At 63.5% G+C, this 24758-nt stretch carries 25 protein-coding genes, 2 tRNA genes and 1 other RNA gene; 14 read left to right on the top strand and 14 right to left on the bottom strand.

The window, feature by feature from the left end:
* Window positions 1-27: 27 nt before the first annotated feature.
* Window positions 28-1242: a threonine-phosphate decarboxylase CobD gene (gene cobD / locus KKP04_RS06000; protein WP_215027996.1), complete on the top strand. Its 1215-nt coding sequence runs from the start codon at window positions 28-30 to the stop codon at window positions 1240-1242.
* Here cobD and KKP04_RS06005 read toward each other — a convergent pair.
* Window positions 1188-2186, bottom strand: a complete 999-nt coding sequence (locus KKP04_RS06005) for a glutathione S-transferase family protein (RefSeq protein ID WP_215027998.1) — start codon at window positions 2184-2186, stop codon at window positions 1188-1190. The genes cobD and KKP04_RS06005 overlap by 55 nt on opposite strands.
* 351 nt (window positions 2187-2537) lie before the next feature.
* Window positions 2538-3395 (bottom strand): DUF1499 domain-containing protein, encoded by an 858-nt coding sequence (locus tag KKP04_RS06010; RefSeq protein ID WP_215028000.1) that lies wholly within the window; start codon window positions 3393-3395, stop codon window positions 2538-2540.
* Between the two features lie 441 nt (window positions 3396-3836).
* On the opposite strand from KKP04_RS06010, the gene zapA reads away from it, so the two are divergent.
* Window positions 3837-4190, top strand: a complete 354-nt coding sequence (gene zapA, locus KKP04_RS06015) for a cell division protein ZapA (RefSeq protein ID WP_215028001.1) — start codon at window positions 3837-3839, stop codon at window positions 4188-4190.
* A gap of 17 nt (window positions 4191-4207) precedes the next feature.
* Here zapA and KKP04_RS06020 read toward each other — a convergent pair whose 3' ends face one another.
* Window positions 4208-4597 carry a DoxX family protein gene (locus KKP04_RS06020; RefSeq protein ID WP_215028003.1) on the bottom strand — a complete coding sequence of 130 codons (390 nt, stop codon included), beginning with the start codon at window positions 4595-4597 and terminating at the stop codon, window positions 4208-4210.
* A 159-nt stretch (window positions 4598-4756) separates the two neighbouring features.
* On the opposite strand from KKP04_RS06020, the gene ssrS reads away from it, so the two are divergent.
* The 4 genes from ssrS to tam all read left to right on the top strand — a co-directional run bounded on the left by ssrS (window position 4757) and on the right by tam (window position 7436).
* Window positions 4757-4919: non-coding RNA, 6S RNA (gene ssrS / locus KKP04_RS06025), on the top strand.
* Window positions 4920-4936: 17 nt separating this feature from the next.
* Window positions 4937-5545 carry a 5-formyltetrahydrofolate cyclo-ligase gene (locus KKP04_RS06030; RefSeq protein WP_215028005.1) on the top strand — a complete coding sequence of 203 codons (609 nt, stop codon included), beginning with the start codon at window positions 4937-4939 and terminating at the stop codon, window positions 5543-5545.
* Window positions 5545-6402, top strand: coding sequence for a TIGR00282 family metallophosphoesterase (locus KKP04_RS06035; RefSeq protein ID WP_215028007.1), 858 nt, complete (start codon window positions 5545-5547; stop codon window positions 6400-6402). The genes KKP04_RS06030 and KKP04_RS06035 overlap by 1 nt, the downstream gene beginning before the upstream one ends.
* 266 nt (window positions 6403-6668) lie before the next feature.
* Entirely contained in the window at window positions 6669-7436 is a 768-nt protein-coding gene (gene tam, locus KKP04_RS06040; protein WP_215028009.1) for a trans-aconitate 2-methyltransferase, read from the top strand.
* 10 nt (window positions 7437-7446) lie between these two features.
* Here tam and KKP04_RS06045 read toward each other — a convergent pair whose 3' ends face one another.
* The 3 genes from KKP04_RS06045 to KKP04_RS06055 all read right to left on the bottom strand — a co-directional run bounded on the left by KKP04_RS06045 (window position 7447) and on the right by KKP04_RS06055 (window position 9273).
* Complete coding sequence (locus KKP04_RS06045; RefSeq protein WP_215028011.1) at window positions 7447-8028, bottom strand: TIGR00730 family Rossman fold protein; 582 nt, start codon at window positions 8026-8028, stop codon at window positions 7447-7449.
* Window positions 8029-8350: 322 nt separating this feature from the next.
* Entirely contained in the window at window positions 8351-9004 is a 654-nt protein-coding gene (gene rplS / locus KKP04_RS06050) for a 50S ribosomal protein L19 (protein ID WP_215028013.1), read from the bottom strand.
* A gap of 56 nt (window positions 9005-9060) precedes the next feature.
* Complete coding sequence (locus tag KKP04_RS06055) at window positions 9061-9273, bottom strand: hypothetical protein (RefSeq protein ID WP_215028015.1); 213 nt, start codon at window positions 9271-9273, stop codon at window positions 9061-9063.
* A 177-nt stretch (window positions 9274-9450) separates the two neighbouring features.
* Between KKP04_RS06055 and KKP04_RS06060 the strand changes: the two genes are divergently transcribed.
* Window positions 9451-9810: a hypothetical protein gene (locus KKP04_RS06060; RefSeq protein WP_215028017.1), complete on the top strand. Its 360-nt coding sequence runs from the start codon at window positions 9451-9453 to the stop codon at window positions 9808-9810.
* A 140-nt stretch (window positions 9811-9950) separates the two neighbouring features.
* Here the strand turns inward: KKP04_RS06060 and KKP04_RS06065 are convergent, their stop codons facing one another.
* The 3 genes from KKP04_RS06065 to KKP04_RS06075 are packed head-to-tail and all read right to left on the bottom strand — an operon-like array spanning window position 9951 to window position 12935.
* Window positions 9951-11039, bottom strand: a complete 1089-nt coding sequence (locus KKP04_RS06065; protein WP_215028019.1) for an HlyD family secretion protein — start codon at window positions 11037-11039, stop codon at window positions 9951-9953.
* Window positions 11032-11820, bottom strand: coding sequence for an ABC transporter ATP-binding protein (locus KKP04_RS06070; RefSeq protein ID WP_215028021.1), 789 nt, complete (start codon window positions 11818-11820; stop codon window positions 11032-11034). Before KKP04_RS06070 ends, KKP04_RS06065 begins: the two co-directional genes overlap by 8 nt.
* Window positions 11817-12935 (bottom strand): ABC transporter permease, encoded by a 1119-nt coding sequence (locus KKP04_RS06075; protein WP_215028023.1) that lies wholly within the window; start codon window positions 12933-12935, stop codon window positions 11817-11819. The genes KKP04_RS06070 and KKP04_RS06075 overlap by 4 nt, the downstream gene beginning before the upstream one ends.
* Before the next feature lie 290 nt (window positions 12936-13225).
* Between KKP04_RS06075 and dksA the strand changes: the two genes are divergently transcribed.
* Complete coding sequence (gene dksA / locus KKP04_RS06080; protein ID WP_215028025.1) at window positions 13226-13642, top strand: RNA polymerase-binding protein DksA; 417 nt, start codon at window positions 13226-13228, stop codon at window positions 13640-13642.
* 65 nt (window positions 13643-13707) lie between these two features.
* Here dksA and KKP04_RS06085 read toward each other — a convergent pair whose 3' ends face one another.
* Complete coding sequence (locus tag KKP04_RS06085) at window positions 13708-16050, bottom strand: NADP-dependent malic enzyme (protein WP_215028027.1); 2343 nt, start codon at window positions 16048-16050, stop codon at window positions 13708-13710.
* A gap of 437 nt (window positions 16051-16487) precedes the next feature.
* Between KKP04_RS06085 and KKP04_RS06090 the strand changes: the two genes are divergently transcribed.
* Together KKP04_RS06090 and KKP04_RS06095 are read left to right on the top strand one after the other, a co-directional pair.
* Window positions 16488-17333 (top strand): formylglycine-generating enzyme family protein, encoded by an 846-nt coding sequence (locus KKP04_RS06090; RefSeq protein ID WP_215028029.1) that lies wholly within the window; start codon window positions 16488-16490, stop codon window positions 17331-17333.
* Between the two features lie 21 nt (window positions 17334-17354).
* Window positions 17355-18977: a L,D-transpeptidase family protein gene (locus tag KKP04_RS06095; RefSeq protein WP_215028031.1), complete on the top strand. Its 1623-nt coding sequence runs from the start codon at window positions 17355-17357 to the stop codon at window positions 18975-18977.
* A 232-nt stretch (window positions 18978-19209) separates the two neighbouring features.
* On the opposite strand, the gene KKP04_RS06100 is transcribed toward KKP04_RS06095, so the two are convergent.
* Window positions 19210-19284: transfer RNA gene (locus KKP04_RS06100), tRNA-Gly, on the bottom strand.
* A 161-nt stretch (window positions 19285-19445) separates the two neighbouring features.
* Window positions 19446-19799 (bottom strand): carboxymuconolactone decarboxylase family protein, encoded by a 354-nt coding sequence (locus KKP04_RS06105; protein ID WP_215028033.1) that lies wholly within the window; start codon window positions 19797-19799, stop codon window positions 19446-19448.
* Window positions 19800-19867: 68 nt separating this feature from the next.
* Here KKP04_RS06105 and KKP04_RS06110 point away from each other — a divergent pair, with 68 nt between their 5' ends.
* The 3 genes from KKP04_RS06110 to KKP04_RS06120 all read left to right on the top strand — a co-directional run bounded on the left by KKP04_RS06110 (window position 19868) and on the right by KKP04_RS06120 (window position 20792).
* Entirely contained in the window at window positions 19868-20191 is a 324-nt protein-coding gene (locus tag KKP04_RS06110) for an ArsR/SmtB family transcription factor (RefSeq protein ID WP_371818718.1), read from the top strand.
* Window positions 20192-20220: 29 nt separating this feature from the next.
* Window positions 20221-20583 (top strand): rhodanese-like domain-containing protein, encoded by a 363-nt coding sequence (locus KKP04_RS06115; protein ID WP_215028035.1) that lies wholly within the window; start codon window positions 20221-20223, stop codon window positions 20581-20583.
* A gap of 134 nt (window positions 20584-20717) precedes the next feature.
* Window positions 20718-20792 (top strand) — tRNA-Gly (locus KKP04_RS06120).
* Window positions 20793-20835: 43 nt separating this feature from the next.
* Here KKP04_RS06120 and dusB read toward each other — a convergent pair.
* On the bottom strand, window positions 20836-21852 hold the full coding sequence (dusB, locus tag KKP04_RS06125; protein WP_215028038.1) for a tRNA dihydrouridine synthase DusB: 1017 nt from the start codon (window positions 21850-21852) through the stop codon (window positions 20836-20838).
* A 225-nt stretch (window positions 21853-22077) separates the two neighbouring features.
* Between dusB and KKP04_RS06130 the strand changes: the two genes are divergently transcribed.
* Window positions 22078-22839: a tyrosine-protein phosphatase gene (locus tag KKP04_RS06130; protein ID WP_215028040.1), complete on the top strand. Its 762-nt coding sequence runs from the start codon at window positions 22078-22080 to the stop codon at window positions 22837-22839.
* Window positions 22840-22872: 33 nt separating this feature from the next.
* On the opposite strand, the gene KKP04_RS06135 is transcribed toward KKP04_RS06130, so the two are convergent.
* Window positions 22873-24723, bottom strand: a complete 1851-nt coding sequence (locus KKP04_RS06135; RefSeq protein WP_215028042.1) for an ABC transporter ATP-binding protein — start codon at window positions 24721-24723, stop codon at window positions 22873-22875.
* Between the last annotated feature and the right edge of the window lie 35 nt (window positions 24724-24758).

The following is a 24758-nucleotide window of genomic DNA, read 5'->3' on the forward strand; positions in this document are numbered from 1 at the left end:
ATCCAAAGGCGAAAGCGCGGACGCGCGATGAAATGTAACGCTCCTATAGATGAAGCCGAGGCTGCGGGAAATCGCCGGGACGAAAAAAATCCGGGCGAGCGCTCGCTTGCGGACGACCGAGGCGATGCTTCGGCGAGCGGTATCATTGCCCATGGGGGCGCAATCGACGAGGCGCGGCGGCGCTGGCCGAACGCACCCAAGCCGTGGATCGATCTTTCGACCGGCATCAACCCGGTGGCTTATCCGGTGCCGGAGATCGGCGCGGAGGCGTGGACGCGGCTGCCGCTGGCCGCCGAAGAACGCGAGCTTCTGCGGGCGGCGGCGGCGCGTTACGGCGCGACCGGCGCGGACTGCGTTGTCGCAGCGCCCGGTACGCAGGCGTTGATCCAGATTCTGCCGAGGCTGATGGCGTCCCTTTCCGCGCGACCTATTCCGAATAGGGGGGATACTGCCGAACATGATGAAGGCGCACGGCCGTGGGTGGCGGTGCTTTCTCCGACCTACGCCGAGCATGCGGCGGCGTGGCGGCGCGAGGGGCACGATGTGCGAGAGGTCGCCTCGCTCGCGGAAACACACGGCGCGGGGGCCGTCGTGGTCGTCAACCCGAACAATCCGACCGGCCGACTGATGGCCCCCGAAGCGCTTTCCGAATGGGCCGCCTCGCTCGCGCGGCGCGGCGGCCTGCTCGTTGTCGATGAAGCGTTCGCGGATGTGTCGGAGCCGGGTGCGAGCCTTGTCCCGGTGCTGCCGCCGTCCACCATCGTGCTGCGCTCCTTCGGCAAGATGTACGGGCTTGCGGGCGTGCGTCTCGGCTTCGCCATGGCGGAGCCGGCCCTCGCTGCGCGGCTTCGGGGCATGCTCGGCCCATGGGCGGTTTCCGGCCCCGCGCTAGCCATCGGCACGGCCGCTCTCAACGACGGCGCGTGGCTCGAAGCGGCCCGCTTGCGTCTCGCCGCCGATGCCGCGCGCCTCGACGCCCTTCTCGCGGATTCGGGATGCGCAATCGTCGGCGGAACGACCCTCTATCGCCTCGTCGCGTGCGCGAAAGCACCCGCGCTCGCGGACAGCCTCGGCGCGCATGGCATCCTCGTGCGGCGCTTCGAGTACGAGCCCTCGTGGCTGCGTTTCGGCATTCCGGGCAGCGCGGACGCCTGGAAGCGCCTCGAACGCGCGCTCGGTGTCGGCCGTCACGCCGCACCGGCCGCCGCCGGGAGCCTGTCGCGGCCGTGCGGCGCGCCGTAATCGATGTCGGGCCCGACCGGCACGATGCCTGTCGGATTTATCGTCTTGTGGCTCTGATAATAATGTCCCTTGATGTGCTGGAAATTGACCGTCTCCTTCACGCCCGGCCATTGATACAATTCGCGCGTGAGGCCCCAGAGATTCGGATAATCCGCGATACGGCGGATGTTGCATTTGAAGTGGCCGACATAGACGGGATCGAAACGTAGAAGCGTTGTGAACAATCGCCAGTCCGCCTCGGTAATACGTTCGCCGCACAAATAGCGGTTTGAGGCGAGCCGCGCTTCGAGCTTGTCCAGTGTCTCGAACAGCGGGCGCACGGCCTCCTCGTAAGCCTCCTGCGATGTGGCGAATCCCGCCTTGTAGACGCCGTTGTTGACGCGATCGTAGATTTCGGCGTTCAGAGCGTCGATTTCCGGGCGCAGTGACTCGGGATAATAGTCGCCTTGTTTCGCGCCGATGCCATCGAAGGCGGAGTTGAACATCCGGATGATCTCGGAGGATTCATTGCTGACGATTGTCTGCCGTTGCTTGTCCCAGAGCACGGGCACGACCACGCGGCCGGAATAGTGCGGGTCGGCCTTTGTGTAGATCTGGTGAAGACGCGTCGCGCCGTTGACTGTATCCGGGATCACGCCGGGGCCCGGTTCGAAAGTCCACCCCTCCGAACCCATGTACCAGTTCACAGCCGAAATCGGGATCAGGTCTTCAAGCCCCTTCAGCGCCCGAAAGATGAGGGTACGGTGAGCCCAGGGGCAGGCGTAACAGACATAGAGATGATAGCGGTCCGGCTCGGCCTTGAAGCCCGCCACGCCGCCTGGCCCAGCGCTTCCGTCAGGTGTAATCCAGTTGCGAAACCGGCTTTCCTGACGCTCGAAGCGACCGGCGGACGAGCTTGTGTCGTACCACTGATCTTTCCATTCGCCTTCAACCAGAAGCCCCATGGTTCAACTCCTTCCGCAGCACATTTCGATTCACGCGGTTGACTTGATCCGACTACGACGTTAAGTTCGATATATGTTCTCTATCCGTATCGTTTCGTTCTCATGATCGGGCGCGCGTGTCAAGGAAAACGTGGAGGGGGGCGGCAACGTTCCTGAATCGGGGAATCGAAATGGAGCGAAGTTGTTTTCGCGTTTGTGGCAATGAACGTTCGAGTTTTTCACCGCGCATGACACAAGAGATAAATATACTCTATGCGGGAGCGGACGACGCAATTTATCGCGAGAAAGGGCTGTAGATGAAATCCAGTTAAGAACTCCGGTGAGAGGTTATTCTGACAAAAGTGCGTTCGATCAGTTGTTGTCGCGCTTTCGGCTCCCGGTGCCGGGCTTTGCCTTCTCTTTCTCTTCGGCCTGACGAGCAGCCACGACACGCTCCATGCGCTCAAGACGCTCCAAAGCGGCGAGACGGCTCTTCACCTCCGCCATGAACCGCCGTACACGCTCGGCATTGCGGCCAAGGTCGTGCTGGCCAAAACGCGAAGACGAGCGGATATCGACGCGCGCCGACTCCGAATTGCCCGTGACGCGGATCACCACATCTTCCAGAAAGCCGAAAAGGAGGGTTTTATCCACGGCCTCGATGCGGCCCGCCCTCCTGGCCTCGGGCGCTTGCTCTTCCAGTATCTGCCAGTCGAGCGTCTTCACGACATCGCGGACGGAGGTGTAGACGTCGACGAGCGGCCGCTGGACAATAAGCGGCTTCACGTCCGGGTAGGCCTGCGCCTGAAGCGGGGCGAATGCCGTTTCGTAGCGCACAGGGTTAGCCTGGCCCTGGCGGATTCTGGCGACACGATCGAAGGCGAGAGGGGCCGCCGGATCGCTTGTCACTTCGTAAAGGCGGGGAAGCGTGACCAGCGCGGGAAGCGACCACAACGGAGCCGCCAGCACGAGAGCGGCGAAAAAAAGAGCGGCCGTTGCCCGGCCCGCGCCCCGATCGCCGTCTTTCCAGATCGCGACAAGAGCGGCGACTGCAAGGACCGCGGCAATGATTGCCCCGGCGATTGCCGCGCCCATGATCTTGAAGGCGAGCGGTGTTGCCAGGCCGAAAAAGCGATGCCAGATGAAACCGCCGGCGAATACGAGCACCGAAAGGGCTGCGATCCGGTAGCTCCACACTGCCCGCCTCGAAAGAGTTTCGTAAAGTCGCAATTTTTCTCTCCGCCGCTTCAACCTGCCCGGGAGAGGCGCGGCCGCATCGCCGCGACGGCCGAACAGGAGCATTTCGCGCACCATCAAATCGCAAAAATGTTTCATCGTCATGTTCCAAGCGTCGGTTTCGCTCGAAATCGATGTCGCGGCTCCCTTCATGATCGCATTCGCGCCCTGCAAGGAGGGCTACTCGGCCGCCTTGCAGCTTACCGGAGGGCATGGCATCGCATCAAGGTTAAGAAGCATTTACCGATTTTTTACGACCTTCACTCATAATGCACGATGGGTTGGCACGATATTTTAACCCTGATGGAGTTAAGTTACCGGTAGCTTTTCGATTTCATCGAACCCACTAGCCGACATGTGTCCCGTGATTCGCGAGTGCTCAAGCCGATGCGGCAAAGTCGGGCTTGAAGCGTGATGTAACGAAGGAGGGCGTCGATGGCCCAAGTGTCTTTTGTCGTTAACGGTCGTAGTTTCAGGCTGTCATGCCGCGACGGGGAAGAACCCCGCGTTCAGGAGTTGGCCCGCGAAATCGATGCACTGATCCAGAAGCTCAATGGCAACGCGAAATCCGCGCAGGACGACCGCCTGTTTCTCATGGCGGCCCTGTTGCTGGCCGATCAGCTTTCCGATGCCCAAGCGGAGTTGCAGCGGCTGCGCCAACTCGCGGACGGGCGCGCCTACCACGTCATCGAAGGCGGCGCGCAGGCGATGCAGCGCGACCTGTCGCGGGCGCTCGAAGCCGCGGCTGCACGGGTGGAACCGTTGCCGCGGATCTCGAACGGCTCGTAAGCCTCCGCCCGCGCGCCTTATTTCGGGCGGCTGTGCGTCAGCGCAAAACCGCCCGAGCCGAAGGCGAAGACCTGAATGAGGCCGCCCGCGAGAGCGATATTCTTCATGAAGTGCTGAAGCTGGTTGGAGTCGCCGAGATTGCTGTGGAACCCGATCGCGGCCACGAGTATGTAAAACGCGAGGATGAGGGCCACGTAGCGGGTGCCGAGGCCCAGCGCGAGGAAGATGCCGCCGAAAATCTCGATCGATGTCGCGATGTAATAGACGGCCGTCGGCTCGATCATGCTGATCGACGCGAATTTAGCGATCGTCTCGTCCTTCTGCAGCAAATGGAAAAATCCGTAGGCAATGAATATCAGCGCCATCATGATGCGGCCGATGGCTGCCATGTAATTGATGCTCGTCATTGCGGCTCCTTCATTGCGACGTTGACGCCGAACAAGATGGATAGACGTCCAGCCGGACGTCGATAAAAGCGCGCACCACTCGAATTACGCAAATGCGCTTTGTTTTTTAGCTTTTGGCCGCCGCTGGGGCTAGCATTTTCCGCTGCGTCATTTATATCTCGATAGCTGCGGGGTGCGTTAGGGGCTCACTGAATACCCGGGCCCTATAAGATCCTTAAGGGAGCTGACCCTGACCGAGGCCCTGGCCTCGGATATTCGGCGCCCACCTGCTAGCCAGGGACCCAGGGGATCGAAACGCCCCGACGGCCTTCGCGGCTCCATTATTCAAGACCGGTTTTCGTGCTGACAGAAGCGATTCACGGCCTCGACACGGTATCGGGGATCAAGATCCGGCTCCGTGCGCAGGCTCTCGTGCGCCGTTCCGAAGCGTGGATTCGGGCGGGCGAAAGCGCGGCTGAAGCGCTGGCCGAGGCGGGACTGCGCCTCGTCGCAGCGCTTGAAGGTCGGCCGGTCGTCGCCGGTTATCATCCCTTCCGTCACGAACTCGACGTGGTGCCGCTTCTCGCAGCCCTCCATGCGCGCGGCTATCCCATCGCGTTGCCGCGCTCGCACCCGGAGCGGAGGCTCACCTTTCACGCCTGGACGCCCGACGCGCCCCTCGAACGCCGAAAGTTTGGGATGCTTGAACCGCCGGAAACGGTCGAGGAACTGCATCCGTCCGTCATCTTCGTGCCGCTTCTCGCCTTCGACGCGCGGGGCAATCGCCTTGGCTACGGCGCAGGCTTCTACGATGTCGCGCTGGGCACGATGCGCGCCGATGGTCGCGTGCTGGCGGTTGGCGTCGCATTCGATGAACAGGAGTTTCCCGCCATTCCCGCCGAACCGCTGGATCAGCCGCTCGACATGGTGCTGACACCGAGGCGCCTCCTCACCTGCGGGGCTTCCTGATGCGCCTTCTTTTTCTCGGCGATGTGCTCGGCCGCGCGGGCCGCAATGCAGTGTGCGAGGCGTTGCCCGACCTTCGCGCGCGGCTGGCGGCGGATTTCGTCATCGTCAACGGCGAGAACGCGGCGGGCGGCTTCGGCATCACCGAGGTGATATGCCAAGATCTGCTCGATGCGGGCGCGGACGTCGTCACCACCGGCAATCATGTGTGGGACCAGCGGGAAGCGCTCGTCTTCATCGGCCGTCAGCCGCGCATGCTGCGTCCGCTGAACTTCCCCTCAGGCACGCCCGGCCTTGGCGCGGGGCTTTTTCGGGCCGCGAACGGCGCCGATGTGCTTGTGCTGAATGTCATGGGCCGTGTGTTCATGGATCCGCTCGAAGATCCGTTCAAGATGGTCGAGCGGGAGATAACCGCCTGCCCGCTCAAGCGCGGCGCGGACGCGATCTTCATCGATTTCCACGCGGAGGCGACATCGGAGAAGCAGGCTCTCGGCGCGGCGTTCGATGGGCGCGTGAGTGCTGTCATCGGCACGCATACGCATGTGCCGACGGCCGACGCGCGCGTGCTTCCCGGCGGCACGGCCTATCTCACGGATGCTGGCATGTGCGGCGACTATAATTCCGTCATCGGCATGGACAAGGAAGAGCCGGTGCATCGCTTCCTGACGCGCATCCCCTCGGGGCGGTTCACGCCCGCGCTCGGGCCCGCCACGATCTGCGGCGCGTTCATCGAGATCGACGACGCGACGGGGCTCGCAACCTCCATCGTGCCGGTGCGCGACGGCGCGGCGCTCGGCGGCAAGCGCGAGGACGAACTGACAAGCCGCGCCATCGCCGAATGGCTGGAGAAGAATCGCTAGCCTGGATCAGGCTCGCGAAATGACGGAGCTGGTGAAGTACAAGGTGCGCGCACTCGCGAAGCTTCAGCCGACGACGGCTGACGGGTAACGCACTGACAGGGCTTGGGATTCGGCTGCTGCCGCCAATTCACGCCAGACCGCGCTCACCACCTTGCCACCATTCATGACGTCTCTGGCCATCAATGGCCGCGCTGCTGGAGCGACAAATCATGATAAGCTCGCTGGCGAAGCGCTGCTGCTTGAGCGATGTGCAATCGGAGGCGTGCATGCCGTGGTCGTCCGAGCAATATCTGAAATTCGAGGATCAGCGCACGCGCCCCGCGCGCGACCTGCTCAACGCCGTGCCCGCCGAGGTGATCGCGAGCGCCGCCGATCTCGGCTGCGGGCCGGGCAATTCGACCGAACTCATCGCCGGGCGCTTCCCGGAAGCCGACATCGTGGGCGTGGACAGTTCCGCAGATATGCTCGACGCGGCGAAGAAGCGCCTTCCCGGCGTGAAATTCCGCTTCGGGCGCATCGAGGAGTGGAGCGAGCCGGGGCCGTGGGGCCTCATCTACGCGAATGCCTCGCTGCAATGGGTGGGCCAGCATGAGCGGCTCCTGCCGCGGCTCGCGGAACGGCTTTCGGAGGGCGGATCGCTTGCCGTGCAGATGCCGGACAACCTCGCCGAGCCGTCGCATGCGAGCCTGCGGACCGTCGCGGGCACGCCCGCCTATGTCGCCAAGCTGGGCAAGGCGATCAAGCTCAGGAACCCTCTGCCGCGCGCTGAGTGGTATTACCGCCTGCTGAAGCCTTATGCGTCGCGTGTCGACATCTGGCGCACGACCTATCTGCACGTGATGGAGAGCCACGACGCCATCGTCGAGTGGGTGAAGGGCACAGGCGCGCGGCCATTCCTGAAGCCCCTCGACGAGGACGAGCAGACCGCGTTTCTTGCCGCCTATCGCGAGGAACTGGCAAAAGCCTATCCGGCGCTCGACGACGGCACGGTGCTGCTGCCGTTCCCGCGCTTCTTCTTCGTCGCGACGCGGTGAACGCGTCGGCTCAATACTCGCTTTCCTCGATCCACTTGACGGCGGCGGGCGCGCGATAAGCGTCGAGCGCCGAAAGCAGAGCGCCGGGATCGTCCGCCACGATCAGCATGTCGCGGTGCAGCGGGCGAAGAAAACGCTGCGCAACGACATGGTCCAGAAAGCCGACCAGGCCGTCATAAAAGCCGTTCACGTTGAGAAGCGCGCATGGCTTTTCATGGTCGGAAAGCTGCGCCCACGTCCAGACCTCGAAAATCTCCTCAAGCGTGCCGATGCCGCCCGGCAGCGCGACGAAGCCATCCGAAAGCTCCGCCATCAGCGCCTTCCTCTCGTGCATCGAGCCTACGATGCGAAGGTCCGACAGGCCCGCATGCCCGACCTCCTTGCGCATCAGCGCGTCTGGGATGACACCCGTCACCGTACCGCCCGCCTCCAGGCACGCATCGGCCAGAACGCCCATAAGGCCGATGGCCGCGCCGCCATAGACGAGACCGATATCGGCTTCGGCGAGCGTGACACCAAGTTGGCGCGCGGCCTCGGCATAGGCCGGGTCCACGCCCCGGCTCGATCCGCAGAAAACGCAAAATCTCTTCATGATGTCTTCCCCATACTGTCAGGGCGCGCCGCGTGGAAGAGAAGACGCACTCCGCGATTCTGCAACGCCGACTCCTATCTAACCGGGATTCTCTCTTCGGCCATGCCCACTCATTTCCGCCCAGGATCGAAGACGGCCCAGGATCGCGCCAAGCGGCGGCATGCCCGCGCATCGCGCAACCGCATGACGACACCCCGACAAGAAAAGGGCCGGGCATTGCCCGGCCGTAGCTGACCGCCGAAGCGGTTAGTTGAGCGGTTCTGATTGCCGCTGCTGATTTCCGGCATCTGGCGGGCGATGAACCGCGTTCGCCGCGAATCGCTTACGCCTCGGCCTTTTCCTCGGCCGGAACTTCGTCCGCCGTGGTTTCGGCGAGAAGCTTCAGCGCCTGACCCGGCCAATCTTCGCGTTCAAGGCGACCGCCAAGCTTCAGGTAATCGTCCACGAGAGCGATTTCGTCGTCGGTAAGGTTCGCGAGCTGCTCGAACTTGATGACGTTAAGCTCGGCGAGGCGCTTTTCGTCAGCGGCCTGCAGGCCCTTGATGAGCTTGAGGTCGTCCGGGTTGCCCTTCGGACGCTTGAAGCCTTTGAACTCGGCCTTGAGCGCCTTGGCGCGGACGTCAGTGCGCTCCGGGATACGGGCAGCCTTGCCGCGCAGGCCGCGCAGATAATAGAGTTTCGCGCGACGAACCTTGCCGCGGCGAATGACCGTGATGCTGTCGATCAGCGGCGAATACAGCGGGAACACGCGCTCCACGCCTTCGCCATAGGAAATCTTGCGGACGGTGAAGCTTTCCTGGAAGCCGCCGCCGAACCGCGCAATGCATACGCCTTCATAGGCCTGAACGCGCTCGCGCGTGCCTTCAACCACCTTCACGTTGACGCGCAGCGTGTCGCCAGGCTGGAACGTCGGGATGCGGCGCTTTGCCTCAAGCTGCGCCATCTGCTCTTTTTCAAGCGTCTGGATGATGTTCATCTCTGCGAAATCCTTCTACGGCGATCAAAGGCACCTTCTTGCCGCGCTGAAGAGCGCTAGCCGCCGCGCCAGTTGAGCTGGAATTCGGCTTGTGTAAGCGAAAAAAACCGGCTTGTCGATTGCAACGTTTCGGTGACGGGCCGATTTCCGCGCAAGATAACCGGATTATGTTGGCGGAAATGCAACGTAGCCCCCACATCAGGAGCATGATGCGACACCTCACTTTCGGCTTGGCCGCCGCCGCATTTATTGCGCTTTTCGCGTTTCATTCTCCGGCCCGCGCGGGGGATCAGGCGAAGACGATCGTCAATTCGCTGGACCCGAAGAGCATGACCGAGTTGTTCGAGGTTTCGCGCCGTCAACCCGACGCCGCGTTGACGAACATCACTCCCGTTTCAGCGAACACATTCCGCTTTCTGTTTATTTGGCCCGGGTCGAACCCTGTGATGACATATGATCGCGTCGGGCGCAGTTTCGCCGAGCGATTCGTCGGCTTCGCGGATCAGCTCAAACTGCTGGTAAGGGGCTTCTGCCTGCCGACGAGTCACATGTTCTTCGGCACCGCGGCCTATGGCGGCGAAAAGGTGAACGTCGCGTACCGCGATATTCAGGTGCGTTTCCGCGCCGGTTGGCAGCCCGATTGCGCGGGCCGGTATCTTTCCGTGGCGGATGTGGATCGGCTTTTTTCCCCGCTGCCGATGACGGGCTATGGCGCGGCGTTGCCCTATCGTCCGCGCCCGGAAACGCCGCCCGCGAACGAATTGCAGCCCTTCCTCAATCCCGTTCAGCCCGCGCCGGTTCGTTAGATCAGCCTGCGTTTAATCGGACTCGATTCGACGCAGAGAAGGTGATCGACAACAGAAACCTACAGCGTCGTGCCGCGTCTGATTTGCGGCACGACGCTGTAGGCACGGGCACGCTGGACTAATCGCGACGAGCGATCCGCCTACCGCGCGGTGACGTCCTTCGCGAGCGAAGTCTGTTCGGCGCTTTCCGCATCGCGAAACATCACGTCGACGCGCATGCCGGGAAGCAGCGGGCCGCCAGGCTCCATGTCGAGAACCACTTCGAGAATGTCGACATCGGTATGTTTGCGCGGACCGCGCGAGGTAAGCTGCGGGCCGCCGAGCGTTTTCGCCATGGTGGCGACGCGCGCGTCGAAGACGCGATCCGGAAACGCTTCGGACTTCACGACGGCGCGCTGGCCAACGAACACCTTTCTAACGTCTCGCTCTTCCACTTCGGCGCGTGCCTGCATGTGCTCGCTGTCGCCGAGCAGGATGAGCGGTGTCCCCGCGGCGGCCATCTCGCCTGCGCGCGCGTCGACCTTGAGGACGGTCGCGTCGTTCGGCGCGCGGACGCGGAGCCGTTCGAGATTGGCGGAGATAGCGGTCACTTCCGCGCGCGCGGCGGCAAGCGCCGCTTCCTCACGCGTGAGCGCCGGAGGGTCTCGATCTTCCACGCGCCTGAGCTTCTGCCGCTCGCGTTCGACACGGTCGGCGGCGGTGGAGACAGCCGCGCGCGCTTTCGCAACATCGGCTTCGCGCGTCCTGTATTGCTTCCAGCTTGCGAGCGTGGCGTCGAGGTCCATGCGCGAATCGAAGGCTTCGCGCTCGGCATCGTACACCGCGTCTTCCGCCTTGCGTCGGTCGAGCGCCGCTCCTTTGACCTTGGCGTCGTCGCGGTCGGCGAGCTTGACCGCCACCTGCGCTTCGAGCGCAGCAAGTCTCGCGGCGAGTTCTCCATCGTCGAGACGAAACATCAGGTCGCCCGTTTTCACATGATCGTCCGCACCGACGAGAACGTCCTTGATCGTCGCATGGACAGGCGCGGCGATGCGAAGCTCGCGCCCCTTCGGTTCGACACGGCCGGGCGCGGCCGCCGCCCATAGCGACGTCGCGGGCGCGGCGGGCTGCGGCTCTGACCAGGCGGGACCGCCGCCCGGCTGGTAAACGCCGGTCGCAATGAGGATGGCGAGGCCGAGGCCAGCCGAGCCGAAGACGAGCGCCACTGAATTGGAACGAAAATTACGCATGCGCCTGTCTCTTTCTATCCTGATAGGGGGCGGCCTTGCCGTGAGCCGCCTGCGATTGTCTCGGCCGCGCCGGGATGACGGTCGCGGCGTGCTTTTTCCGCTCTCCGGTGATGATGCCGTCTTCTATTTCGATCACGCGGTCGGCGAAGGGAACGGTGCGAGGGTCGTGCGTCACGGCGAGCACGGCGCGGCCGTTTTTGCCGGCGACGCGGCTCAGAAGCTCCATGATCGCGTAGCCGTTTTCGGTATCGAGGGCGGCCGTCGGCTCGTCCGCGAGAATGACGGGCGGTTCCGGCGCGATGGCGCGGGCGATGGCGACGCGCTGTTTCTCGCCGCCCGACAGCGTGCCGGGATAAGCCTTCAGCCGATGACCGAGGCCGACCTCGATCAGCGCCTCTGCCGCGCGCTCCTTGCATTCGCGAGATGAGAAGCCGCGCACGTCGAGGCCGAGCCGCACATTGTCGAGCGCGGAGAGCGTCGGAAACAGGTTGTAGGACTGGAAGATGAAGCCGAGATGGCGGCGGCGCAGATCCGCGAGGTCTTCGGCCGAGCGGTGGGTGACCGCTTCGCCGCCGAGCGTCAGCGTCCCGGATGTGGGGGTCAGCAGACAGCCGAGGATCGACAGCAGCGTGGTCTTGCCGCTGCCGGACGGCCCCATCAAAAGCGTGAACTCGCCCTCGTGAAGCGCGAGGTCGACGCTCTTCAGCGCCTGCACCTTGCCCTCGCCCTGACCGAGTTCCTTCACGATCTGACGGGCTTCGAGAATGGGAAACGCTCTCATCGTGCAAACACCATGGCGGGATCGATCTTCGTCACCTTGAAAATTGAGGAAAGGGCCGACACCGCGCACATGACGACGGTCACGACGAGCAGCATCGCGGCGAGCTGCGGCGTCAGCATGATCGGCATCGGCGTGTGGAGACTCGCCTGCGCGACCGCGAACGAGACCGCGATGCCGAGCCCGTAGCCCAGGAACGCACTGACGGTCGCCTGTGTGAGGATGACCTTGTGAATGTAGAAGGACGACGAGCCGAGCGCGCGCAGCGTGGCGAACTCCGCGAGGTGGTCCTTGGTGCTGGAATAGAGCGTCTGCGCGACGACGACCGTGCCGATGATCAGGCCGAGCACCGCGCCGCCCAGGAGCGCGACGCCCGCCCCGGTACCGAACAGCCAGTAGTCGAGGTTCGTCTGGCGGAATTCCGCATTGGTGAAGATGGAGGTGCCGGGAAGCTTCTTTTCGAGCGCATGCTTGACGCCGGAAACGTCGACGCCCGGCTGCACCTTCACGAGATAGAACGTCGCCTGATCCGACGGCACGGAGAGAAGCTCCCGCGCCTTCGCGAGCGACATGAAGATGTAGGGCGAGGTGGTGAATGAGCGGATGCCGTCCGTCAACGCATCGACGCGAAGGCGCTGGCCATTGATCTCGGCGACCGCGCCGATCCCCGAAATGCCGAGCGTATCTGCATAAGTGCGGTCGACCGCGACGCCGTCGGGCGAGAGCGCGGACACGCTGCCTTCAACCACGTTCCACGGCGACAGGGTGCCGTTGTCGGCGCCGACAACGACCACGCTCGTGGTGCTGGTGTCGCCTCTCGTCCACGGCGCAAACGAGGCGACGAGCGGCTCGACGGCGCTGACGCCGGGAACCGAGAGCGCCGCGAAGCGCTCGCGCCCGTGAAGGATCGTCGCCTGCTCGAAGCTGTTCGAACCGTAGGCGGCTATCCAGATGTCGCCGCCCGCGTGGTCGATGGTGTCGACGATCATCTTGCGCGCGCCGAGATACAGCCCGAGCTGAACCGCCAGCAGGACGACAGCAAAAAGGATGCCGATGAGCGTCACGAGAAAGCGAGCTCGATCGTGAACGAGATTGCGTATTGCGAGTTTGGTTACCATATGAGCGCGGGCGTATCCGTCCTTTTGGCGCGGCGAAGGGCGGGTTCCCGGAGCAATATCTGCCACGCGCCGTGGCCGGCAAATGTGGACGCCCAACTTCTGATAGGTGTCGGTTGATCAAACAACTGTGGCAAGATGCGGGCGAAGTGTATCGGGCCTTCGCGCCGGTGCTGCGATCTTGACTTGCGACGCGTTGAACGTCATAAGGGCTGCAATCATCGCGATTACAAGTTTTTGGCGTCTTCAAGAACCTGCCGGACCAGGCAGGCATTCGTGCGATAGGGGGCGACATGGGAGCAGTCGATCTGCCTCCGGACTACCGGCCAACTGAAGACGAACCTTTCATGAATGAGCGCCAGCGCGCTTATTTTCGGAAGAAACTTCTGGATTGGCGAGACGAGATTCTTCGCGAAAGCAGAGAAACGCTCGATTTTCTTCAGGATTCTACCCAGCATCCCGACGTAACCGACCGTGCGAGCCATGAATCCGATCGCGGGATCGAACTTCGCGCGCGGGACCGTCAGCGGAAACTCATCTCCAAGATCGATGCGGCGTTGAGCCGGATCGATGACGGCTCCTACGGCTATTGCGATGAGACGGGTGAGCCTATCGGCGTGAAGCGCCTTGACGCGCGCCCGGTTGCGACGTTGAGCCTCGAAGCGCAGGAGCGGCACGAGCGCCGTGAGCGCATCTATCGCGACGACTGATCGCGTCGAACTTTCTTCCGACAATCGCACCCGCCGCCTGCAAGGGCGACGGGTTTTTTGCATCGTCAGCCCGTGACATCGAAGGCCGCAAGCGCCGCCATATTGACGAGGTCGTTGTCCGACGAACCGAGCGAGGCGATCTGCACCGGCTTCGACAGGCCGACCAGCATCGGGCCGATCACGATCCCGCCGCCAAGCTCCTGAAGCATCTTCGTCGCGATGCTCGCCGCGTGGAAGGCGGGCATGATGAGTACGTTCGCCGTATCCGACAGGCGGCAGAACGGATAGAGCGACATCGCCCGGCGGTTCAGGGCCACGTCCGCCGCCATCTCGCCGTCATACTCGAAGTCGACGCCGCGCTCGTCGAGCAGCTTCACCGCGCCGCGAAGCTGATCAGAGCGGTCGCTCTGCGGGTTGCCGAAAGTCGTCGCGGCGAGCATGGCGACGCGCGGCGTCATGCCGAAGCGGCTGGCCACGCCCGCTGCTTCCACCGCGATGTCTGCAAGCTCCTGCGCGTTCGGCATGTCATGCACCGATGTGTCCGCGATGAGCACCACCTTGCCACGGCTCACGATGACCGAAACGCCGATCACGCGGCGGCCCGGCATCGGATCGAGCACGCGGCGAACGTCCTGAAGCGCGGTCGACCAGTTGCGCGTGACACCCGTCACCATCGCGTCGGCGTGGCCCATCGCGACCATGCAGGCGGCGAAGACGTTGCGCTCGTTGTGCACGAGGCGCAGGCAATCGCGGTAGAGATAGCCCTTGCGCTGGAGCCGCTGATACAGGAATTCCGCGTATTGCTGGTTGTGCTCCGATGTCGCGATGTTGTGCTGCTCGAAGCTCTCGACGTTGTTCACGCCCGCCATGAAGAACGCCTGCCGGATCTGCGCCTCCCGGCCGATGAGGATCGGCGTTCCGAGCTTCTGGTTCGCGAACGAGCTTGCGGCGCGGATGACCTGTTCTTCCTCGCCCTCGGCGAAGACGACGCGCTTCGGGCGCAGACGCAGCGCATCGTAGATCGAGTTGATGAAGCCCGCCGCCGGATCGAGCCGGGCTGAAAGGCGCACCCTGTAGCCGTCCATGTCGACGATGGGGCGCCGCGCAACGCCGGAATCCATCGCTGCTTTCGCCACGGCGGACGGGATCGCGGTGATAAGGCGCGGGTCGAACGGCGCCGGGATGATATAGTCCGGGCCGTAGCGGAGCCGCCGCCCGTAGACCTTCGCCACGGCATCGGGCACGTCGGCACGGGCGAGTTCGGCGAGCGCATTGGCCGCCGCGATCTTCATCGGCTCGTTGATGGTGCTCGCCTGCACGTCGAGCGCGCCCCGGAAGATGTAGGGGAAGCCCAGCACGTTGTTGACCTGGTTCGGATAGTCGGAGCGGCCCGTCGCGACGATGGCATCGCTGCGCACTTCGGCCACCTCTTCCGGGGTAATTTCCGGGTCCGGGTTCGCCATCGCGAAGATGATGGGTTTGTCGGCCATCGAGGCGACCATGTCTTTGGTCAGCGCTCCGGCCGCCGAGAGGCCGAAGAACACGTCCGCGCCCTCGATCGCATCGGCGAGCGTGCGCGCTTTCGTGTCGATGGCATGCGCCGACTTCCACTGATTCATGCCCTTCTCGCGGCCGCGATAGATCACGCCCGACGTGTCGCACAGCGTGGAATTTTCGTGGCGTATGCCCATCGCCTTCATCAGTTCGAGACACGCGATGCCCGCCGAACCCGCGCCGTTGACGACGAGTTTCACGTCGGCCATCTCGCGGCCCGTGAGGTGAACGGCGTTGATGAGCCCCGCCGCCGCGATGATCGCGGTGCCGTGCTGGTCGTCGTGGAAAACGGGGATGTCCATCAGTTCGCGCAGGCGCTGTTCGATGATGAAGCAGTCGGGCGCCTTGATGTCTTCGAGGTTGATGCCGCCGAAGGACGGCCCGAGATAGCGCACCGCGTTGATGAAAGCGTCAACGTCCTGCGTATCGACTTCGAGGTCGATGGCGTCGACGTCGGCGAAGCGCTTGAAAAGCACCGCCTTGCCTTCCATCACCGGCTTCGACGCGAGCGCGCCGAGATTGCCGAGGCCGAGGATCGCGGTGCCGTTCGAGATGACGGCGACGAGGTTGCCTTTCGCCGTGTAATCATAGGCGAGGCGCGGATTTTCGGCGATGGCCTCCACCGGCACGGCCACGCCCGGCGAATAGGCGAGCGAAAGATCGCGCTGCGTGGCCATGGGCTTGGTCGGCACGATTTCGAGCTTGCCGGGCTTGCCTTCTGCGTGGAACTGGAGCGCTTCCTGCCGGGTGAATTTCGGCGGCGCGGCAACCGGCGTGGCATGGCGATGTTCGCCGGACTGGCTCTCGGAAACGGCTTTCGGTCGCGTCGGCGACGTGTTTTTGGAAACGGACATGTCGATCTTCTGATGAGATGGAGACGCGGCCCGGTCTCGCACGCCGGAACGCTTTGGGTCAGGACGTTAGCGCCCGCGAACCGGGCACACAAGCGCGCTGGCGCCTCATGCCGAACCTTTTTCGTCACAACCTTTCGATTGATAACAGCTTTTGGGTATCTATCCCGCTGGCGCGCGAGCTTCTCCGATGCAGCCGGAAGGCGATCTGTCGAGCCTATGCAATTATAGGACGTGTAACGATTTTTTTGCTTCCGGGCGATCGGTTTTTATTCCTATTTGTTGATCGGATAGGAAAGCAAAGTTTTAGTCATGACGTGCAAAAAACGGGGCGGCCCCATGGCCGGGCCGCTGTGGGAGCCTCCTTCGCGTTCGATCTCAGCACTGTGGTAACGATGGGTGGGTTAGACGTGGGGCAGTGTATCGATTGGAAGCATCCCATGATTGGCGCATTTCTCGTTGTGCTCGTTCTTCTGTTCATGCCGCAAAGCGCCGACGCGCAGCGGCGCGCCCCGCGCGATGACGCTGCAAAAACCTTCCGCGACTGCCCGAACTGCCCTGAAATGGCGCCCGTGCCCGCCGGCGAGTTCCTTATGGGGTCGCCCGAAACCGAGCGCGGTCGCAACCGGGACGAGGGGCCGCAGCACCGTGTTGCGGTTCCGGCCTTCGCGGCGGGCAAATACGAAGTGACCTTCGCCGAATATGACGCCTGCGTGGCGGATGGCGGCTGCGCCTACAAGCCCGCGGACGAGGGATGGGGACGCGGCCGCAAGCCCGCGATCAACGTGTCGTGGGACGACGCGCAAGCCTATGTCGCGTGGCTCGCACGGAAGACGGGCCAGCCCTATCGTCTCCTCACGGAAGCCGAATGGGAATACGCCGCGCGCGGCCAGACAACCGTCGCGGAGCGCACGCTGCCCTTCTCCACGGGGCGAACCATCAGCTACCGCCAGGCGAACTACGACGCGAATTTCGTGTACCCCGGTGGCCAGCAGGGCGGCTACAGACAGAAGACGACCAATGTCGGCTCGTTCCCGAGGAATGCCTTCGGTCTTCACGACATGCACGGCAACACGTGGGAATGGGTCGAGGATTGCTATCGCCCGACCTATGAAGGCGCGCCGACCGACGGCACGGCCGTTCAAGATGCGGCCTGCGAGCTTCGCATTTTGCGGGGCGGCTCATGGAACTATCACCCCCGCCTTTTGCGTTCGGCGTATCGGTATGCGACGCCCGGAACCATTCGTCTCAATTCGTTCGGGTTTCGCGTCGCGAGGCCGATGTGATGCATTTTTGAGGGCCACGACATGAAATTCAAGCTCATCACGTCCTGCGCGTTCGCGGTTCTCGTGGTGGCGGGATTGACCGCTCCCGCGCCGACGCCCGCCGACGCCCGTTCGAACCGCTACATGGACGACGACTATACGCGGCCCAGGTTCGGACCGGCGCCCGTGCTCGCCATCGTCGGCCTGAAAGAGCAGCGCATCACCGTCTATGACGCGCGCGGCAAGATGCTGGAGTCGCCCGTATCGAGCGGCGCGACCGGCTATGAGACGCCGCCCGGCATTTACAGCATCGTGCAGAAAAAGGAACAGCATCACTCCAATCTCTATGACGATGCGTCGATGCCCTATATGCAGCGCATTCTCTGGACAGGCATCGCCCTGCATGAGGGCGTTCTGCCGGGCTATGCCGCAAGCCATGGCTGCATCCGGCTGCCGGGCTCGTTCGCCCGGCGTCTGTTCGGCCTGACGAACATGGGCATGCGCGTGATCGTGGCGCGCGAGGACATCGAGCCCGCTCCCATCGCACAGCCCTTTCTGTTCGGGCCGCGGGAAATGGCGGACGGAAATGACGGTGAAACCTCGATCCTCGGCATTCCCGTGAGCGTCGGGCGCGATAACGGCTCCGACCTGTTGCAGCGGCTGCGCCTTACCGCCATGGCGAAGACGGGCGAAGCCGAAGCCGCCGCCAGGCGCGAGAAGGAACTGAAAAAGATCGCGCAGAGGAAAGCCGCCGAAGCCGCTCCCGCGCTGAGGGTGGTCGCGGCGGCAGAGCGCGATGTCGCGAAGGCCGAGGCGAGTCTCGCGGCGGCGGCGAAGCTGATCGAGGCCGCCGACACGGACGCGAAGGCGGAAAGGGCGGCGAAGGCGAAGGAACTGGCCACGGCGAAACTCGCCTCCGCGCGCGAGAAGCTTGAGCAGGCGAAGATCCAGGCCGAAGCAAAGACCACGGCGGCAGCGACGGCAAGGCAGGAGGCCGAGGCGGCCGAAGATGCGAAGATCGCGGCGCAGGATGCCGCCGAGGAGGCTGAACTCAACACCGCGCCGGTTTCGGTGCTCATCAGCCGCAAGACGCATCGGCTTTATATCCGCAAGGCAAACCAGCCGATTTACGAGGGGCCGGTCTCGATCCGCGATGACGACAAGCCTATCGGGTCTTTCGTCTACACGGCGGTCGACACATCGCGTTCCGGCGCGCTGAACTGGAATGTCGTTTCGTTGTATAAGGATGCGCTGAACGTCGAGCCTTACGTGAAGCAGAAGCAACCGGCTTCGAAGAAGAAGCAGCCCCCGGCGCCTCCGCAAGCGACCGACGTCGCGGCCGCGACAGCGGCTCTCGACCGGCTGACGGTGCAGCAGGAAGCGCTCGACAAGATTTCGGCGGTGGTGCTGCCGGGATCGTCGCTCATCATCACCGATGAAGCTCCGAGCGTCGAAACCGGCAAGGACACCGATTTCGTTGTGCTCATGAGCGGCGAACCGCAGGGCAGCATGGCAATCCGCAAGCGCGCGCCGAGCCGCGGCTGGGTGCGTCGCAGTGGCGAGACCGACTTCTGGGGTAATCCGCGTCCGCGCCGGCATGGCGGCGGCGGTGGCTGGTCGCGCGGCGGGGGCGGAGGCTTCCCGTCGTTCTTCGGGGGCTTCTAGTGGCCGGATCCGATCTGATTGCGATTCGGTCAGATCGCAACGGGCTCTAGCGGCGCTGAATTGCAGAAGGCCGGGGCGCACTCCGGCCTTTCCTGCTTGCGAATCCGCCCGCTACCGGGAAGCGGCGGCGAAGCTGGAGACCGATAGCCAAGTCGAGCGGCGGGCACGCGCGATCACGCGCCGGAAGCAGCAAGCTTTCCGATCAAGGGATACGCGTAGTGTCTTTGAAAATTGGAGCGGGCGAGGCGATTCGAACGCCCGACCCTAACCTTGGCAAGGTTATGCTCTACCCCTGAGCTACGCCCGCTCTGGCGATGCGGCAACATCCTGAAGGACGCCGCCGCCGGGTCCGTGTCTTATTACGCAAAGCCGACGGCGATGCAAGCCCCTTTTGCCGCCGTCCCCCGCCAATCTCAGAGGGTGTGGAAAGCCTGCGATTGCGGCGGCGTGAGGCGAAACACTTGCCGCTCAGGCGGCGCGCTTTCCTGCGTACTGGTCGTAAGCGCCGATGGCGTCCGCAGCGTACATGAGCGAGGGGCCGCCGCCCATGTAGACGGCCATGCCCAGCACTTCCAGCACCTCTTCGCGGGAGGCGCCCAGCCTGACGAGCGCCTCGGTGTGAAAGCCGATACAGCCGTCGCAGCGCGCCGCGACGCCGAGGGCAAGCGCGATGAGTTCCTTGGTCTTCTTGTCGAGCGCGCCGTCCTTGGTGGCGGCGGCCGCAAGCGCGCTGAAGCCTTGCATCGTCTCGGGGATGCCCTTGCGCAGTTCCTTCATGTTGGTGGAGATGGCGCGCGTGATGTCGGCGTAATTCTTTTCCATGAGGGCCTCTTGGGGCTTGTGTGGCATCGTGTTGATCGTATATTAGAGGACGCTAATATGGTGTCAAGATGAAGCCAGAGAATTCCCCTGTCCCGGCAGCGGCGGACGCCATGAAAGGCCATGCCGAAGCGGCGGCGGAGATGCTGAAGCAACTCGCCAATGCGCATCGTCTGCTCATTCTCTGCCAGCTCATCGGCGGGGAGAAGTCGGTCGGCGAGCTTTGCGAAACGATCAACCTGTCGCAATCGGCCGTTTCTCAGCATCTTGCCAGGCTACGCGAGTCCGGCGTGGTCGCCGCCGAAAAACGGGGGCAAATGGTGTATTACCGGCTGTGCAGCATGGAGGTTCACGCGCTGCTCTCGACGCTCTATCTCATCTACTGCCGACCGTGAAAACATTAGAACAAGCTTAAGGAAATCCCATGCCGATCCAACCCGTCAAACCCGCTGCGCTGAAGACCTGGCTGGAACGCGGCGATGCCGTCCTCGTCGACGTGCGGGAGCCGCAGGAATACGCGGCGGAGCACGTCGCGGGCGCAACGCTCGTTCCGCTGGGGACGGTCTGCTGCGCGGAACTGCCCGATTACGCAGGGAAGAAGCTCGTCATCATGTGCAAGCTCGGCGGGCGCGGGGGAAAAGCCTGCGAGAGGCTGGCGGCCGAGCTTTCCGCCCATTCCGTCGTCTACAACCTCGATGGCGGCATCGAGGCCTGGAAACAGGCGGGGTTGCCCGTCGAGCGCGCGCCGCGCCGGGGCTTCATGAACTGGCTCACGGGACGCGGCTGAACGACGGCGCGCCGCAACTTACGGCGCCTCGACCGGAAACAACGCGGATGTAAATTTCGGCTCGCATTCCGTCAGGCTTTGCTTATAAGACACGGACCCGGCGGCGACGTTCAGGACGTTGCCGCATCGCCAGAGCGGGCGTAGCTCAGGGGTAGAGCATAACCTTGCCAAGGTTAGGGTCGGGCGTTCGAATCGCCTCGCCCGCTCCAGTTTTCCTGAACGTCGGAAATCGCTATCAGCCGTAGCACGCTCTCACAGGAGCGGCTCCCACAACGCGCGCATCTGCCGTCGCACTTCCGCCGCCCCCTCCGCCCCGTTGATTGCGTCCCGAAACCCGCTCGCTCCCGGCAGCCCCGCGCTGTACCAGCCGAGATGCTTGCGCGCGATGGGCACGCCTGTCCGCTCGCCGTAATAGTCGACCATCGCCTCGAAATGCTCCGCCATCGTATCGGCGCGGGTGCGCAACGAAGGCTCGCCCGTGCCGGTTTCGCCGCGAAGGGCCGCCGCCACCTGTGCGATGATCCACGGGCGTCCGTAAGCGCCGCGCCCGATCATCACGCCATCGGCTCCGGACGCCGCCAGCGCGCGCGCCGCGTCGTCGGGAGTGACGATGTCGCCGTTGACGATGACGGGGATGGAAACGGCTTCCTTGACGCGCCGCACGAAGCCCCAGTCGGCTTCGCCGCCGTAGAACTGGCATCGCGTTCGGCCATGCACCGTCACCATGACGATTCCGCAGTCTTCCGCGATTCGGGCGAGGCGGGGCGCGTTGAGCTGGTCCGCGCTCCAGCCAGTGCGCATCTTGAGCGTGACCGGCACCCTCACCGCTTTCGCCACCGCTTCGAAGATTTTTGCGGCGTGAACTTCGTCGCGCATCAGCGCCGAGCCGACCAGATCCTTGACCACCTTCTTCACCGGGCAGCCGAAATTGAGGTCGATGATGTCGGCGCCGCCATCCTCCGCGAGACGCGCGGCGTCGGCCATGATCGCGGGATCGCGGCCGGCAAGTTGAACCGCCATGAGGCCACCGTCGTCTTCGCGCTCCGACATGCGAAGCGTCTTCCTGTGCTGGCGCACGACGGCCTTGCTGGCGAGCATCTCGGTGACGACGAGATCGGCGCCGAATTTCCGCACGATGCGCCGGAACGGCCTGTCGGTGACACCCGACATCGGCGCAAGGATGACCGGCTTTTCGAGCGTCAGCGCGCCGATTCGGACGGGCGGCACGCGCGCCGTGCCTTCTATCGAGTGCGCCGCTTCATCGAGCATGGGGCAGTATCTCTCCGGCATATTCCGTGAGTGTGCAGCGTCCCTATATCAACACGCCAAAGAACTCAAGTTTACGTCTGTGTGGAATCAAACACATGTCTACTTCCGCTCGGAAGACTGGTTCGAGGTTACGGCCCGGTGTGGCGATCAATTTTGGCGCTTGGAGGTCGGCCCGGAAGCGGGGTATATCAAACGATCGAAGCCAATTCCAACGTCACAGGTTGCATGACCTTCAATCCGTTTCGATCAGCCAAGCGCTTCCTGAAGCCCTACTCCAAGGCAGTGGGCGGCAGCTACCGCCGTTGGCGGCATAAGCTCGACGAGCGAGCGCCCGAACGGACCAGGCGTCGAGCGAACAAGGTGCTCGACTATTTCGATCTGTTCTTCATGGACCATCATTTTTTCCGCTCGGTCTATTCCAACCGGCATCAGATCGCGCCGGGAGTGTGGCGTTCGGCGCAGCCGAGTCCGGCGCATGTCGCGTGGCTGGCGAAGCGCGGCATCAAGACGGTCGTCAACCTGCGCGGAGAGCGCGATTGCGGCAGCTACCGGCTTGAGGCGGAGGCCTGCGAGCGCCACGGCATCCGGCTGATCAACTTCCCGCTTCAGTCGCGAATGGTTCCGCGTGCCGATGTCATCCGGCAAGCGCGCGCGCTTTTCGACGAGATCGAATATCCGGTGCTGTTTCATTGCAAGTCGGGCGCGGACCGCGCCGGAATGATGAGCGCGCTGCTGATGTATATGAAGGAGGGCCAGCCCATCGAGCAGGCCGCGAAACAACTTAGCCTCAAGTTCGGTCACATCCGCAGTTCCGAGACCGGCGTCCTCGATTATCTCTTCGAGCGCTACCTGGCCGACAATACGGAAGAGCCGATGACCTTCTTCGAGTGGGTCGAGACGCGCTACGATCCGGGCGAGATCAAGCGCGGCTTCAAGCCGAGCAACTGGGCGAACCTTGTCGTCAACCGCGCGCTTCAGCGGGAATAGCAGGCAGCGGGGTGGGCACGGTTCGAGCGGCGATCAGGCCGCGCTCACTTCGGCAGCCTTTTCCTGCTTCTCGGCCTGTGCCGCGGTGCGCTTCGCATGGTCCTGATCCTCGGGAGTAAGCATCTGCGACTTGCAGAACTGCGCATAGGCGCCGTCCTGCGCCAGAAGTTCGGCATGCGAACCCTTTTCGACGATGCAGCCATCCTCCATCACGCAGATCAGATCCGCGTTCTTCACGGTCGAAAGCCGATGCGCGATGACGAGGGTGGTGCGCGACTCGCTGAACTTTGCGAGAGCCTCCTGCACCAGACGCTCGGACTCCGCATCGAGGGCGCTCGTCGCTTCGTCGAGGAGCAGGATTGGCGCGTCGCGGAGAATTGCACGGGCGAGCGCCAAGCGCTGACGCTGCCCCCCGGACAGCCGCAGGCCCCGGTCGCCCAGACGCGTGTCGTAACCTTCAGGCAGGTCCTCGATGAAGTCGTGAGCGTGGGCAGCCTTCGCGGCGGCGACGATGTCGTCACGCGTGGCATCGAGCCTGCCGAGTGCAATGTTTGCCGCGACCGTGTCGTCGAAGAGGGTGATGTCCTGGCTCACCAGCGCCATCTGATCGCGCAGCGATTCGACGGTGATATCGCGGAGGTTCTGGCCATCGATCGTGATGCGGCCGAGTTGCGGATCGTAAAGGCGCGGGACGAGATTGAAAATCGTCGACTTGCCGGCACCGCTCTTGCCGACGAGCGCTACGGTCGTGTCGGGTTCAACCGTCAGCGAGAAATCGCGCACGGCGTTGCGGCCGTCGTCATTGTAAGAGAATGAAACATCGTCGAAGACGATCCTGCCGCCGCCAGTCAGCGTCAACGGCTTTGCGTCCGGCGACGAGACCACGCTCGGCTTCTCGTTCAGCACACCATAGTAGCGCTCGGCAGCCGCCAGCCCTTCCTGAATGCGGTTGTTCAGGTTGCCGAAGGAGCGGATCGGTTGCGCCGCCATGAGAAGCGCCGCGATAAACCCGGTGAAATCGCCGACAGTCTTCGAATCCTGCGAGATGCGGTAGGCGGCGAGCCCGACGACGCCCGCGACGGCGATGCCACCGAAGACTTCAAGCGTCGGGTTCAGCGCCGCCTTGACGCGAACGGTCTTGCGCTGAAACTCCACCGCTTTTTCGAGCTGCTCGCTGACGCGATCGAAGGAGTACTGTTCGAGGCGGTAAGTCTTGATCAGCCGCTGCGATGACAGATGCTCGACCAGGACGGCCGTCGTGTTGCCGATCTGCGCCCAGCCGTGCGAGGAATATTTCCGCACGATGCGCCCGACCTGAGCGATGGGAAAAGCGGCCAGAGGGTAGAACAGCAGGATGACGAGCGTCATCACCCAGTCGAGATAGAGCATCGAACAGACGAGCGAGAAGACGGTCAGCACATCGCGGATCGCAACCGTGAACACCGTCATGATCGCGCCTTGAACCTGGCCGAGGTCGCCATTGATGCGCGTGACGAGATTGCCGGGGGGCTCCTTGGTCAGCCGCGCGAAGTCGGACCGCATGAGGTGCGCATAGAGGCGCTTCTGCATGTTGAGGCCAAGCGTGATGCTGATTCGGTTCGTATACACCGCCTGAAAATAATCGAGCATCCCCTTGAGCGCCGTCACCCCCACCATGGTTAGCATGATGAGCCAGAGATAGCTCATCTCGCCCTTCGCAAGCAGGTCGTAGGAATATTTGATGACGATCGGATAGAGGCCGGTGACGCCCGCGAGGATCGAAATCAGGATGAAGGCGCCGATGAGCCGCCACAGGTAGATCCTGATATGATCGGACCAGAGCTGGCGTATGAGCCAGAGGGAGTTTTTGTGGATCGGGCGATCCTGTGGGCGACTGTTCGACATGTAACCGCGCGATAATGGGGCGCAGCAACAAGGCC

It is taken from the genome of Rhodomicrobium sp. Az07 (assembly GCF_018619475.1).
GTDB lineage: Bacteria > Pseudomonadota > Alphaproteobacteria > Rhizobiales > Rhodomicrobiaceae > Rhodomicrobium.